Below are 13,568 nucleotides of genomic sequence, written 5' to 3'. Positions count from 1 at the left end.
GGAGCGGTCAGAGGCGCACCACGAGCCGATGCGTGGCCCCGGCCGACCCGGCGGCGTTCACGCGCAGCGCCAGCGACGCCCCGGTGCCGGTCACGGTCACCGTCGGATCCCTGGACACCACCGACGCGACGGCGCGCGCCCACGTCACGTCGATCGTCGTGGCCGAACGTCTCGGGTCCGCCACGCACACCACCGCCGTGCCGTCGCCGCGCTCGCGCACCAGCACGGAGGCCGGGGCGCTCACCGTCACGCCGCCCGCCGACCCGGCGGCGAAGAAGTTCACCGCCGTGACGCCCAGGGACGGCACCGCGATCCCCTGCCGGTCGGGCCCGTTGGCCAGCACGGTCGCCCACGGGGCGCCCGCCCGGGCCGCCGTGGCGGCCGCCGTCGCCCCCGGCATGACCAGGTAGGCGTAGCCGCCCGACACCGGGTCGGTGCCGTGGTGCCGGTAGAGCGTCAGGTAGCGCCGGGTGATCGCGGTGGTGCTCCCGCCGGTGTTGATGTCGCGCCAGCGTCCGGTCCGCTCCTCCCGGCGGAACACCACGGCCCGGCCGTCGAGGAACACGTAGCCGCCGAACCCCGCCAGATGCGCCCAGCGGGGCGCCGGGAACGTCGCCGACCACGGGTGGGCGACCGGCTGGGCCGTTCCGTCGACGGTCAGCGCGTGCGTGCCGGACGCGCCGAGGTTGCGGTTGTCGTAGACCGACTCCACCGCCGTCCCGTCGGAGCAGGCGACGCCCCCGCCGAGGCAGATCACCGCGTCGTCCAGCAGGAACCACGACTTCCTGGCCGTCAGGGTGCTGTGCAGGCCCCGCGTGTCCTGCCCGACGGCCGCGAACTCGCCGTCGGTCGTCCCGCCGACCCACACCGCGTTCGGCTTGTCGGCCCCCCACGCGCCGCCCGCCGCGTCGGCCAGGGCCTTGCGCGAGACCGTCACGCCGGGCAGCCGGTAGGGGTCGACGGTGGGCCAGAACGCGTCGGAGTACTGGCCGTTGCCGGAGTCCGCGCCCCACCAGTAGAGCATCCCCGCGCCGGTGTGCCAGCCGCGCAGGTTCTCGCCGTTGCCGTGCTCGTAGAAGGCGATCCGGGCCGACGACATGCTCACCATGGCCGCCCAGCCCGGCCGGCGGTGCACCGCCCGGTCCATCGCGGCGAACAGCCGGTGCCCGGTCGGCTCGGCGGCGGCCACGACCGCGGGGTCGTCGAGGATCTCCCGGCAGCGGGCCAGCGCGGCGACGCCCAGGCGCGGGTCCGACAGCAGCGGCGCGTAGGCGTCGCGGGCCGCCCAGCCCTTGACCATGCCCTTCCAGCGGGCGGCCTCGGCGGCCGGCGCGCCCTGGGCGAGCAGGGCGATGTTGGCGATGACGGCGTGGCCGCGCACGTGGTCGTCGTCGCGGGCCCGCGCGGGGTCGCCGGGCGCGGCGCCCCGGCTGATCCCCCGGCCCGAGACGCCGTCCATCATCAGGCCGTTGAACAGCACCGGAGCGTAGGAGCGCTCCACCGAGTCCAGGAACAGCCGCCGGTTCGGGTCGGTGACGGCCCAGTCCGACCCGGCCAGCAACGCGAACAGGACCGCCAGGCCGCCGAGCAGCTCGTTGCCGTAGGTGCCCGTGTAGGGCACCCAGCCGTGCTGGATGAACGAGCCGTCCCGGTAGAAGCCGTCGCCGGTGGTGACGTGGGGGAACACCGGCGACAGCGCGTCGCGGGCGAGCGCGAGCCGGGCGGCGTCGCGTCCCACCACGCCGGTGAACGCGATCGAGCGGCACAGGTCCACGCGGTTGGCGCCGGTGCTGGTGCCGCCGTAGGTCGCGACCGCCGAGTCGGGGACGAAGTGGCCCACCGCCGCCACCAGCCCGGTGACCAGGCCGGCGGGCAGCCGGTCGCCGAGGATCGCGCACAGGTCGAACAGGGCGCGCGGCGCGCCGATCTGCCAGTGCCACCAGTTGCCATAACGGGCCTGCCCGGCGCGGTAGACCTGGGTGTGCAGGTGGTCGAGGCCGGTCGTGGCGGCGGTGAGCAGGGCGGCGTCGCCGGTCAGCCCGGTGCCGGGCTGCGCCCATGCGTGCGCCATGGTCACCAGGCGCTGGAGGGAGCCGGTGACGGCGGCGGAGCGGGTGACGGACTCGGCGTCGGTGTCGGGCTCGGGGTCGGCGTAGACCAGGTCGGGCCAGAGTGATCCGGCGGCGGGCTCCATGCTCCGGCGCAGGTCCGCCGCGTCGGCGCCCAGCCCGGCGAGCCTGCCGCGGAACGGCTCGGCCGCCGCGTCGAACCCCGCGCCCAGCACCAGCGAGCGCCAGCGCTGCCGGAGGACGTCGAACTCGTCGGCGGCGCGCGCCGGGGCGGCGGACGCCGCGCCGCCGAGCAGCGTGGCGCCGGTTCCGGCGGCGGCGGTGAGGAAGCCGCGTCGGGACAGGGGCATCGGTGACCTCGCGTTCGCTGCGGCGCCGGGACCGTCGGGAACGGAGGATCTCCGCCGACGTTGAGGAGACCCTAGAGACGCACATTTCCGAACACAAGAGGCTGATCGCAATTGAACGATCAGCCTCTGTTCGTTCGGACATCAGGTGAACGCTCGATCACCCCGTCCGGCGGCTCAGTGTTCGCCGGTGGCGATCGGGTTGGCCGGGTCGGCCACCCAGTTCGACCAGGAGCCCACGTACAGCGCCGCCGGAACGCCCGCGAGGGTGAGCGCGAGGATCTCGTGGGCCGCCGTCACGCCCGACCCGCAGTAGGCGCCCACGTCAGCCGCGTCCGTCGCGCCCAGCTTCGCGAACCGCTCGCGCAGCAGGTCGGCGGGCAGGAAGCGGCCGTCCACGCCGACGTTGCCGAGCGTGGGGGCGTTCACCGCGCCGGGGATGTGACCCGCCACCGGGTCGATCGGCTCGGTCTCGCCCCGGTAGCGCTCGGCGGCGCGGGCGTCCAGCAGGACCCCGGCCCCGGCCAGCGCCGCCGCGCCCTCGGCGTCCAGCACCGGCAACCGGCCGGGCCGCGCCGTGAAGTCGCCGGGTTCGACCGGCGGCTCCTCGGTGGTCTCGGGCAGCCCCGCCTCGGTCCAGGCGCGGTGGCCGCCGTCCAGGACGCGGACCCGCGGGTGGCCGAAGTACCGCAGCGTCCACCACAGCCGGGCGGCGGCGGTGGAGTCGGCGTCGTCGTAGACCACGACCGGACGGTCGGCGCGGACCCCGGCGCGGCGCATGGCGCGCTCGAAGTCGGCGGCGGCGGGCAGCGGATGCCGCCCCTCGGGACCGGGCGGCCCGGCCACGTCGCGGTCCAGGTCCACGAACACCGCGCCGGGCAGGTGCCCCTTCCGGTAGGACTCGATCCCGGGCGGTCCGGCCAGATGCCACCGGACGTCCAGCAGGACCGGCGGGGACTGGCCGCCCAGCAGCCGCTCCAGGGTGGGCACGTCGATGAGAGGGTGCACATCGCCAGTCTGTACCCCGGTGTCCGGATGTGGGAGGGGTGAAGCGTGGTTCGTCACGCTTCCGCAGCGTACAGAGCCACCGGACACCGGCGGCGCGGTTCAGGGGCGGGCGGTCGTCAGCAGCGGGATCAGCAGTTCGGCGGGGACCAGGGAGCCGTGCATGCCGACCATCCGGTCCAGCCACGGCTCGCGCTCGGACGCGGTGATCGCCAGGTCGCCGTGCGGGACGGCCACCACGTCGCCGATCCGGCCCAGCAGGTCCGGCTCGACCGGCCCGAACCAGCCCGCCGCGACCGCCTCCTCGCGGGAGTACACCCAGGCGCGGTCGCCGAGGCGTTCGCGCCAGGCCGCCAGCACGTCGGCGCGCGCGCCGGGCTCGGTGTAGACGTACCGGGCGCGCGCGTCGCCGCCCAGCAGCGCCACGCCCGCGTTCAGCCCGGGGTCGGTGTCGACGTCCACGCGTTCGGCCGGGTCGGTCATGCCGTGGTCGGCGGTGACGTACAGGGCGGCGCCGGGCGGCAGCACCGCCGCCAGCCGCTCGGCCAGCAGGTCCGCGAACCGCAACTGGTGGCGCCAGTCCGCCGAGGCCACGCCGAACCGGTGCCCGGTGGAGTCCAGGTCGGCGTGGTAGACGGTCACGAACGCCCGGTCGCCCTCGGCGAGGGCCCGTTCGGCGCGCCCCACGAGCTGGCCGAGGCTGTCGGCCGCCCGGTAGCGCGCGCCCCGCGCGGTGGCCAGGCTGAGCCCGGTGTTCCGGTACAGCCCGAGCCCCACGTAGGCGACCGCGACGCCGTCGGCGGCGGCCCGTTCGTAGACGGTCGGGGCGGCCTGGAACTCCTGCGGCGAGACCTCCGGGCCCTGCCACTTCAGGCAGTTCAGCAGCCGCCCGGTGCCCGGGACGGCGACCTGCACGCCCAGCAGGCCGTGCCCGCCCGGCGGCAGCCCCGTCCCGAGGGACCCCAGGCTGGTGGCCGTGGTCGCCGGGAACCCGGCGGTCAGCGGGCGCCCCTCCAGCGAGGCGAGGAACGGCGCCTCCTCCGGATGGGCGCGCAGCAGCTCCCAGCCGAGCCCGTCCACCAGCAGCACGCACGCGCGGGGCAGCTCCGGCAGGCCGAGCACGTTCGCCGCGCCCGGAACGCCGAGCGCGGCCAGCACCGAGCCCGGAAGGTCGGCGAGCGCGCCCGCGCCGTAGCGCGGGACGGGCGGCCCGGGAACGGCCCGCGTGGAGACGGCCTCGCTCATGAACGCTCCGCTCGTTCGGTCACCCGGTGATCACCCGGCGGTCACTTGGCGGTGGCGGCCGACAGCGCCTCGGCGAACGCCAGCACCTGCGTGACCGCGTCCGCGCCGTCGGCGGCCTCGCTGACCCGCAGCGACAGGTCGTCGGCGGTGACGCTGCCGGTGTAGCCGTGGTCGGCCTCGCAGTTCTCGTCGCCGCAGGTGGCGGGCTCCAGGTCGATGTGGGCGATCGCGCCCCAGCCGATCGTCAGCACCACCTCGGTGGGCGGGGTGCCCGGCGCGTAGGAGGCCGGGTCGGGCACCACCCGGGTCACCGCGACCGACTGGACGCGGTCCAGCCGGACGGCCTCGGTCGTGGTGGAGGCGTGCGGCTGCGCCATGCCGTCGCCCGGCGGGTGCTCGTCGGTGTGGCAGACCAGCAGCCGCCCGGCCGACAGCACCAGCACCGTGACGTGCCGCCGCACCTCCATGGCGGGGTCGAAGGTCGCCTCGTGGTGCACCACGTAGGCGATCACCCGCTCGTCGCCGATGGCCGACTCGACCGCGTCCGCGACGAGTGCCGGGTAGTAGCCGCTGCGCTCGATGGCCGTGCGCAACCCGTGAGCCGTCGCTCGGGTTTCCCTCATGGTGCCCATCCTGCCCTGTCTGTGGTGTGCGCCGCACATGCGGCCCACGCGAACATGGTCATTCGTTGCGCGGCGGGGTAGGGGGAGGGCATGACCTTCCGACAGACGGCCGGTCGGACCCCGACCGGCAGGGATCCGCTCCCGTCGCCACCGCCGGTGCCGCCTCCCACGCCGGACCCGGCTCCCCCGCCGCAGCCTCCGGTGCCGCCGCCCGAGCCGCCGCCCGGACCCGCGCCGGGACCGGAGCCGTCACCGCCGCACCCGGTGCCGCCGGGCCCCGCGCCCGACCCGGTGCCGCCGACCCCGACGCCCGACCCGATCCCGCCGACGCCCGAGCCGGAACCGGCCCCGCCGTCCTGACGGCCGGCCTCCGGGGCCCGGCCCCGAAAGGTCAGCCCAGCCTGCGGGGGCCGAGCTCGGGCCGGGGCCCGCGGGGGCGTTCCAGCCGCAGCGCGACCCGGCGGACGAGGGCCCCGGACGGGTCCACCGTGACCGGGTCCAGCTCCAGCCGGGCCACCTCCGGCAGGTCGTCGCCGAGCCGGGAGACCCGCAGCAGCAGCTCCTCCAGCGCGGCCACGTCCACCGGCTCGGCGCCCCGGTGCCCCAGCAGCAGCGGCGCGGTCCGGACCGCGCGGACCGTCTCGGCGGCCTCCACGTCGGTGAGCGGCGCCAGCCGGTAGGCCCGGTCGTCCAGCAGCGCGGCGGTCTCGTCGGCGAGTCCGAACGAGATCACCGCGCCGAACGACGGGTCCTCCATCGTCACGATCCGCGCCGGGACACCGTTCTCGGTCCCCTCGCCGCCGACGGCGATGCCGTAGCAGCCCAGCAGCTCGACGGCCTGGTCCGGGGTCGCCTCCACGGGCCCGCCGTCCCCGAGCCACTCCTCCACCATGGCCCGCGCGCGGCGGCGGTCCGCGCCCGGCAGGTCGGGGAGGCGGCCGGGCGGCCGCTGCCGCCACTGCGCGTAGCGGATCACGTACGCCAGCGCGCGGACCGCGTCCTCGGGGGCCGGGTAGGACGGGACCGAGCCCTCGGCGGCGTTCCCGTCGGGCCCGGCGACCCGCAGGTCCGGGGGCATGCCCTTGGAGCCCAGGTAGGTCGCCACGATCGGCTTGCCGCTCCCGGCCGCCAGCTGGAGGATCCGTTCGGGGACGGTCACGTCGTAGCCGCCGATCGTCGGCGGCGTGAACAGCGCGACCACCGCGTCCACGGTGTCGTCCTCCAGCGCCGCCCGCAGCGCCGCCTCGTACTCGGGGCCCTGGGCGGTCGGGCCCAGGTTGACCGGCGGCCGGACCTGGAGCCCCAGCGCGACGGCGGCGTCCTGGGCCAGCAGCCCCAGCGAGTCGGAGTTGTCGATGATCGCGATGCGGTCCCCGGCGGGCAGCGGCTGGTAGGCCAGCAGCTGCGCCACGTCGAACAGCTCCGACAGGTCCTCGACCCGGATCACCCCGGCCTGCGCGAACAGCGCGCTGACCGCGTGGTCGGGCAGGCTGAGCGCCGCGGCGGCGTGCCCCAGCGGGACGCCCTGGGTGCTGCGGCCGCTCTTGACCGCCACGATCGGCTTGCGGCGGCTGAGCCGCCGGGCCAGCCGGGCGAACTTGCGCGGGTTGCCCAGCGACTCCAGGTAGAGCAGGACCGCCTTGGTGGCCGGGTCCTCCTCCCAGTACTGCATGAGGTCGTTGCCGGACACGTCGGCGCGGTTGCCCGCCGAGACGAACGTGGACAGGCCGATGCCCCGCTCGGCGGTCCGCTGGAGGATCGCGATGCCGAGGGCGCCCGACTGGGAGAAGAACCCGACGGGGCCGCGGCCCGGCATGGTCGGCGCGAGGGTGGCGTTCAGCCGCACCTCGGGGTCGGTGTTGGCGACGCCCAGGCAGTTGGGGCCGACCACGCGCATGCCGTAGGCGCGCGCCAGCCGCACCAGCTCCTCCTGGCGGGCGCGGCCCTCCGGTCCGGTCTCGCCGAACCCCGACGACACCACCACCAGCCCGCGCACGCCCTTCCCGGCGCACTGCTCGACGACCTCGTGCACCGAGTCGGCCCGCACCGCGACCACGGCCAGATCGACGTCGTCGGGGATGTCCAGCACCGAGGCGTAGGCGCGCACCCCGGCCACCGCCGTCGCCGTCGGGTGCACCGGGTAGACGGGGCCGGTGAAGTCCCCGCCGAGCAGGTTGCGCAGCACGGTCTGCCCGACCGTGTGCTCGGACCGGCTCGCGCCGATCACCGCGACCGACGAGGGGAACAGCAGCCGCTGGATCGACCGCGACTCGGCCCGGTGCTCGCGCGCCGCCGTCACCTCCACCGAGGTCTCGGTCGGCTCCAGGTCGAGCACCAGTTCGATCACACCGTCCTCGAACCGCTGTTCGGCCCGGTACCCGGCCTCCCGGAACACCCGGGTCATCCGCCGGTTGTCGGGCAGCACGCTGGCCACGAAGCGGTGCAGGCCGCGTTCCCGGGCCGCCGCCGCGATGTGCTCCAGCAGCACCGCGCCCAGCCCCCGGCCCTGGTGGGCGTCCTCCACCAGGAACGCGACCTCGGCCGTCCCCGGCCGGTCCGCGAGCCGGTCGTAGCGGACCACCGCCACCATGGCGCCGCCGATCGTCGCGATCAGCGCCACCCGCCGGTCGTGGTCCACCGTGGTGAAGTGAGCGATCTCACGATCGCTCAGCGTCGGCCGCGGCGAGAAGAACCGGTAGTAGATCGACTCGGGCGACAGGCGGGCGTAGAAGGCGCGCAGCAGCTCGGCGTCGTCGCTCCGGATGGGGCGCAGATGCGCCGTCCCCCCGTCGGTGAGGACGACGTCGGCCTCCCAATGATCCGGATACTCCTCGGTCACGTACCCGAGGGTAAGGCACGTCGCGGGCCGCTCCGCGTCGGCCTCGGCCGGGAAAAACCGGCGGCTTCCCGTGTTTCGCTGCGCGTTCGAGACCTAATCGGGGGTCAAGAGCTGTTACGGTCGAGCACACGCCCATGTCTGCCGCTCACGCGGGCCGTGTTGATCGAGGTGATGACTCCCATGACGCGCGTGGTCGTGGTTGGCGACTTGATGACCGACACCGTGGCACGTGCCGCGTTCCCCCTCGCCAAGGGCAGCGACACGCCGGCCGCGGTCACCACCCACGGCGGCGGCTCCGGCGCCAACGTGGCGTCCTGGCTCGCCCTGGAGGGCGTCGAGGTGGCCTTCGTCGGCCGCCGCGGCTCCGACATCGCGGGCCGCAACCGGGACATGGAACTGATGGGCTACGGCGTCGACGCCCGCCTGGTCATGGACGGGGAGCGCCCCACCGGCACCTGCGTCGTGCTGGTCACCCACAAGGGCGACCGCACCATGCTGTCGGACCCGGGCGCGAACGCGGCGCTGCTGCCCGAGGACATCGAGCGCTGCCGGGACCTGTTCAACCAGGGCACCCACCTGCACATGTCCGGCTACTCCCTGATCAACGAGGGCTCCCGCGCCGCCGCGACCCACGCCCTGGAGCTCGCCCGCAAGGCCCAGATGTCGATCTCGGTGGACGGCGGCTCGTCCTCCCCGCTCAAGCGGATGGGCGCCGAGCCGTTCCTGGAGTGGACGCAGGGCGCCCGGCTGCTGGTCGTCAACGCCGACGAGGCCGAGGTCCTGACCGGCCGCGACGTCCCCGACCAGGCCGCCAAGGTCCTCACCGCCTGGTATCCGCAGGTGGTCATCATGTGCGGCGCGGACGGCGCGCTGTGGTTCACCAACGGCCGCCCCGAGCCGATCACGGTCGCGGCCGAGCCCGTCGACAAGATCGTTGACGGGACGGGCGCGGGCGACGCGTTCGTGGCGGGCTTCCTGCCGGCCTGGCTGGACGGCAAGCCCCCGCAGGAGGCCCTGGCGTCGGGCGCCCGCCTGGCGTCCCAGGCCATGCAGCACCTGGGGGCCCGCCCGAGCCTGGAAGCCGTGGACAACCAGATCAAGAGCTGACCCCGTGGCGCGCGGCCCCCGGCCGCGCGCCGCGACACGCCCCGCACGGCGCTTGCCTCGTCACGCCACGTGACGAAGGATCGGGTTCCCGGCCGCCATCCGTCAGGAGAGCCCATGCCCGCGCACACCCTGGCCCGCCCCGCGACGAGACGCGCCGCGACGGCCCTGGCCGCCGCCCTGCTCACGGCCGCCGCCGTACCGGTCCTCATGCCCGACAGCGCCACGCGACCCCCGGTCGGCCACCCCACGGCGAACGCCCCGGCGAGCACCCCCGCCACCGGCGGCCCCGTGGACGAAGACCCCCTGACCACCCCGAAACCCAACGTCACGACCGCCCCCGACACCAAGCCCACCCCGAAAGCCAACCCGGCGCCTCACCCCTGGGCCGTGTCCGGTGGATCTCGGTGTCCGGCTGAGATCGATCTCTGTCCTGGGCTGTGAGGGTGGGCATGGTGTTTCGTCATGAGCTCACGGACGCGGCGTGGGCACGGGGTGCCCGGCACGGGCATCAGCCTTGATCACGGTTGTGGTTGGCCGTACTCCCTCGCAGGAGTGGCTGATCCTCTCGGTTCCGGTCCGGGTGTCAGCGGCTCGGTGGGTCCAGGTGGTCGAGGAGAGTGGTCAGGTGCGGGATGAGTGATGTGGCTTCGATGAGGCGGCCGGCCGGGGTGAGGGCGGTGTAGCCGAGGACGGGCATGCCGGCGGCGTTCGCCGCGCGGACGCCGTTGGGGCTGTCCTCGATGACGAGGCAGTCACGCGGGTGGACGCCGAGCGTGGTGGCGGCGTGGAGGAACAGGTCGGGGGCGGGCTTTCCGATGCCGCCGACGTCCTGGGCGCTGAAGACCACGTCCGGTGGCAGCAGGGGGCGCAGCCCGGATCGGTCGAGGGTGAGGTCGATCCAGGCGTGGTCGGAGGAGGACGCCAGGCAGTAGGGGATGCCGCGGCGCCGTAGCTCGGTGAGGACGGTCGAGGCGCCCTGGACGGCGTCCAGGCCCTCGCGGAAGGCGGTGAAGACCCGTTCGTGGCAGCGTGCGGTGAAGTCCGCGGGGAGTGTGCCGCCGTATCGGTCGGCGACGACGGTGTGGACGGTGCGGGCGGCGTTGCCGAGGAAGTACCGGTAGGACTCCTCCAGGGTGAAGGGGAAGCCCAGTTCCGTCAGGTAGTCGGACAGGACACGGTGTGCGGTGGGCTCGCTGTCGACCAGGACGCCGTCGTTGTCGAAGATGATCAGCCGGGGTTTCACGGGTTCTCCGTTCGGGGGGTCGGGGCGAGGGCGGTCGCGAGAAAGGTCGCGCCGAACAGACAGGTCGCGGTCTAGCCGCCGCTGGCGTGAGCAGCCGATCCCGCGGCCGCACCGGCGACGCCGCCGAATGTGGAGACGGTCATGTTCATGCGAGGTGATGGCCGCCGGACCACAGGACGGCGAGTGCTCCGGCGGCGCCGGCCAGGGCCAGCGATCTGGGCAGGGCCGTAGGTGTGCGACCAGAACACGCCGCAGGCGGCGAAGGAGCAGGCTCCGCCGAACGGCCGGACAGTCGTACGGGAGACCGCCCCGGGATATCGAACCATGGTCACCCGGACGACGCTAAAGGCACGATTGGGCCGTCAGTAAGATCCAATTCCACGGTGGGCAGGTGGCCCAATGCTGGACGGACCTGCATCTGGAGCTGGACTTCGGTGTGGGACTCCGGACGGGTCTGGAGCAGGCCCCGCGGAAGGCGGGGCGGTCAGGGCGGGCGCGGGGTGTCCCCGCCTTGGTCAGGGCACGTTGATGCTGTTCGTGACCTACTCAAAGGCGGTGCGGTCGTTGACGTTGCCCGCGGTGACCACCAGCGCCAACGGCAGGTCGCGGCCGTCGACCGTCAGATGCGGTTCGCTGGTCAGCCCGTCGCGGGACCGGCCGAGCGCTTGCCGGTTCGTCTGGGTCGCATCCTCCTTTTGCGGGCGCCGGCGGCGTGCTGGTGGGCCCGCACGATCGTGGAATCCACCGGCTCGATCCGTGCCCACGCCGTGGCCGTCAGCTCATGACGACGCACCATGCCCGCGATCACGACCCAGAACACGGATCCACCTCAGCCGAACACCGAGATCCACCGGACACGGCCCAGGCCGAAGCCGCCTGTCAGGGGTGGCTGTGGTGTGGACGGGCGCCTTTCCTGGGCTTGGCCGGAGGGGGGCGGTCAGTTCGGGACGGCGAGGACCAGGGGGAGGACCGCCGGGGCTCCGGCCTTGCGGAGCAGGCGGGTCGCCACCGTCAGGGTCCAGCCGGTGTCGGTGCGGTCGTCCACCAGCAGGATCGGGCCGCCGGCCTCGGACACGGCCGCCGCCACGTCGTCGGGCAGGGCCAGGGCGTGCCAGACCGAGCGGAGGCGCTGGGCGCTGTTGTGGCGGCGCGGGGCCGGCTCCCCGAGGGGGGCGAACTCGCCCAGGTAGGGCAGGCGGCCGATCTGGGCGATGCGGTGGGCCAGGCTCCCCACGAGCAGCGGGCGGGTGCGGGAGCCGACCGCCACGACGCCGGCGGGGCGGTCGGTCCAGCCCCAGGAGGAGAGGACCTTCACCACCGCGTCGAACATCTCCGGGGTGATCTCGGCGTCGGGGGCGCCCTCGGCGAAGATCTGGCGGAGGCGGTTGCCCCAGCCGATGTCGGTGAGGCGGCCGAGGGCGCGGCCCGGCTCGGCCTGCTCGTCGGCGGGGATCCGGCCGGAGACGCCGAGGTCGTCCTTGACGCCGCTCGGCCACATGCGGCGCGGGGCGAGGTCCACGCCGGGGCGGTGGAGGCGTTCGCGGGCCTGGTTCGCGCTCTGCTCGCTGACCTCGGCGGAGCGGTGGCGGCCGGTGCAGTTGTCGCAGCGGCCGCAGGGCCTCGCCTCCGGGTCGTCGAGCTGGCGGCGCAGGAACTCCTCGCGGCAGCCGGTGGTGGCGATGTAGTCGAGCATGGCGCGCTGCTCGCGTTCGCGTTCGGCGGCGACGCGGGCGTAGCGGTCCCGGTCGTAGGCCCAGGGCCGGCCGGTGGCCTCCCAGCCTCCCTTGACCCGGCGGACCGCCCCGTCCACGTCCAGGACCTTGAGCATCATCTCCAGGCGGGCGCGGTTCAGGTCGACGCGGGTCTCCAGGGCGGGCAGGGAGAGCGGCCGCCCGGCGTCGGCGAGGGTGTCCAGGGTCGCGCGGACGACCTGCTCGGACGGGAACGCCAGGCTCGCGAAGTAGGCCCAGATCTCGCGGTCCTCCGGGCCCGGCAGCAGGATCACCTCGGCGCGGTCCACGCCGCGTCCGGCGCGGCCGATCTGCTGGTAGTAGGCGACCGGCGACTGCGGGGCCCCGACGTGCACGATGAAGCCGAGGTCGGGCTTGTCGAAGCCCATGCCGAGGGCGCTGGTGGCGATCAGGGCCTTGAGCTTGTTGTCCTGGAGGTCCTGCTCGGCCTGGAGGCGTTCGGCGGGGTCGGTCTGGCCGGAGTAGGCGGCGACCTCGTGGCCGCGGTCGCGCAGGTGGGCGGTGATCTCGTGGGCGGCGGCGACGGTGAGGGTGTAGACGATCCCGGAGCCGGGCAGCGCGTCCAACTGCTCGGCGAGCCAGGCGACGCGCTGTTCGGCCGACGGCAGCCGGACGACCGACAGGTGCAGCGAGTCGCGTTCGAGGGGGCCGCGCAGCACGAGGGTGTCGTCGGTGGACAGCTGCTCGGCGACGTCGGCGGTGACGCGGGCGTTGGCGGTGGCGGTGGTGGCCAGCACCGGGACGCCCGGCGGCAGGTCGGCCAGCAGGGTCCGCAGCCGCCGGTAGTCGGGCCGGAAGTCGTGGCCCCAGTCGGAGATGCAGTGCGCCTCGTCCACCACGACCAGTCCCGCGCCGACGGCGAGCTTGGGCAGGACCTGGTCGCGGAAGTCGGGGTTGTTGAGGCGTTCGGGGCTGACCAGCAGCACGTCCACCGCGCCCGCCTCGACCTCGGCGAACACGGCGTCCCAGTCGTCGACGTTGGCGGAGTTGACCGTGCGGGCGTGGATCCCGGCGCGTTCGGCGGCGGAGATCTGGTTGCGCATGAGCGCCAGCAGCGGCGAGACGATCACCGTGGGGCCCGCGCCGCGTTCGCGCAGCAGCCGCGTCGCCACGAAGTACACCGCCGACTTGCCCCAGCCGGTGCGCTGCACGACCAGCGCCCGCCGTCGTTCGACGACGAGCGCGCGTATCGCGGTCCACTGGTCGTCGCGCAGCCGGGCGTGGTCCCCGGCGAGCGCGCGCAGAACGCGTTCGGCCTCGTGGCGGAGGGCGTCGTCCGGAACGGCTGGAGTGCTCATCGCTCCTTGGTACCAGCCCCCGCCGACACCAGGGTGACAGA

9 protein-coding genes are annotated in these 13,568 nt (G+C 74.6%); 1 reads left to right on the top strand and 8 read right to left on the bottom strand.

From position 1 onward, the window contains the following. Positions 1-7: 7 nt before the first annotated feature. The 5 genes from HNR61_RS16925 to HNR61_RS16905 form a co-directional block, all read right to left on the bottom strand. Positions 8-2,419, bottom strand: a complete 2,412-nt coding sequence (locus tag HNR61_RS16925) for a polysaccharide lyase 8 family protein (RefSeq protein WP_182844123.1) — start codon at positions 2,417-2,419, stop codon at positions 8-10. Positions 2,420-2,593: 174 nt separating this feature from the next. After that, on the bottom strand, positions 2,594-3,424 hold the full coding sequence (locus HNR61_RS16920) for a sulfurtransferase (RefSeq protein ID WP_182844122.1): 831 nt from the start codon (positions 3,422-3,424) through the stop codon (positions 2,594-2,596). Between the two features lie 99 nt (positions 3,425-3,523). Beyond that, positions 3,524-4,666, bottom strand: coding sequence for an alkaline phosphatase family protein (locus HNR61_RS16915; RefSeq protein WP_182844121.1), 1,143 nt, complete (start codon positions 4,664-4,666; stop codon positions 3,524-3,526). Positions 4,667-4,707: 41 nt separating this feature from the next. Further along, entirely contained in the window at positions 4,708-5,289 is a 582-nt protein-coding gene (locus tag HNR61_RS16910) for a DUF5998 family protein (protein WP_067814318.1), read from the bottom strand. Positions 5,290-5,680: 391 nt separating this feature from the next. Then, positions 5,681-8,128, bottom strand: coding sequence for a bifunctional acetate--CoA ligase family protein/GNAT family N-acetyltransferase (locus HNR61_RS16905; RefSeq protein WP_182844120.1), 2,448 nt, complete (start codon positions 8,126-8,128; stop codon positions 5,681-5,683). 180 nt (positions 8,129-8,308) lie between these two features. On the opposite strand from HNR61_RS16905, the gene HNR61_RS16900 reads away from it, so the two are divergent. Next, positions 8,309-9,235 carry a carbohydrate kinase family protein gene (locus HNR61_RS16900; RefSeq protein WP_182844119.1) on the top strand — a complete coding sequence of 309 codons (927 nt, stop codon included), beginning with the start codon at positions 8,309-8,311 and terminating at the stop codon, positions 9,233-9,235. Between the two features lie 583 nt (positions 9,236-9,818). Here HNR61_RS16900 and HNR61_RS16895 read toward each other — a convergent pair. From HNR61_RS16895 to HNR61_RS16885, 3 genes are all read right to left on the bottom strand, one after another. Beyond that, on the bottom strand, positions 9,819-10,478 hold the full coding sequence (locus HNR61_RS16895; protein ID WP_182844118.1) for an HAD family hydrolase: 660 nt from the start codon (positions 10,476-10,478) through the stop codon (positions 9,819-9,821). Between the two features lie 542 nt (positions 10,479-11,020). Further along, a complete protein-coding gene (locus tag HNR61_RS16890; RefSeq protein ID WP_182844117.1) occupies positions 11,021-11,242 on the bottom strand; it encodes a hypothetical protein in 222 nt (73 codons plus the stop codon). A gap of 173 nt (positions 11,243-11,415) precedes the next feature. Next, on the bottom strand, positions 11,416-13,527 hold the full coding sequence (locus HNR61_RS16885) for a RecQ family ATP-dependent DNA helicase (RefSeq protein ID WP_182844116.1): 2,112 nt from the start codon (positions 13,525-13,527) through the stop codon (positions 11,416-11,418). Between the last annotated feature and the right edge of the window lie 41 nt (positions 13,528-13,568).

Source organism: Actinomadura kijaniata (assembly GCF_014138665.1).
Taxonomy (GTDB): Bacteria; Actinomycetota; Actinomycetes; order Streptosporangiales; family Streptosporangiaceae; genus Spirillospora; species Spirillospora kijaniata.
This window is presented reverse-complemented; position numbering and strand designations above follow the sequence as displayed.

What these genes read in the sequence shown, in the direction of transcription:
- HNR61_RS16925 (WP_182844123.1), bottom strand. Translation starts at nt 2,419, where the DNA reads ATGCCCCTGTCCCGACGCGGCTTCCTCACCGCCGCCGCCGGAACCGGC.
- HNR61_RS16915 (WP_182844121.1), bottom strand. Translation starts at nt 4,666, where the DNA reads ATGAGCGAGGCCGTCTCCACGCGGGCCGTTCCCGGGCCGCCCGTCCCG.
- HNR61_RS16910 (WP_067814318.1), bottom strand. Translation starts at nt 5,289, where the DNA reads ATGAGGGAAACCCGAGCGACGGCTCACGGGTTGCGCACGGCCATCGAG.
- HNR61_RS16900 (WP_182844119.1), top strand. Translation starts at nt 8,309, where the DNA reads ATGACGCGCGTGGTCGTGGTTGGCGACTTGATGACCGACACCGTGGCA.
- HNR61_RS16885 (WP_182844116.1), bottom strand. Translation starts at nt 13,527, where the DNA reads ATGAGCACTCCAGCCGTTCCGGACGACGCCCTCCGCCACGAGGCCGAA.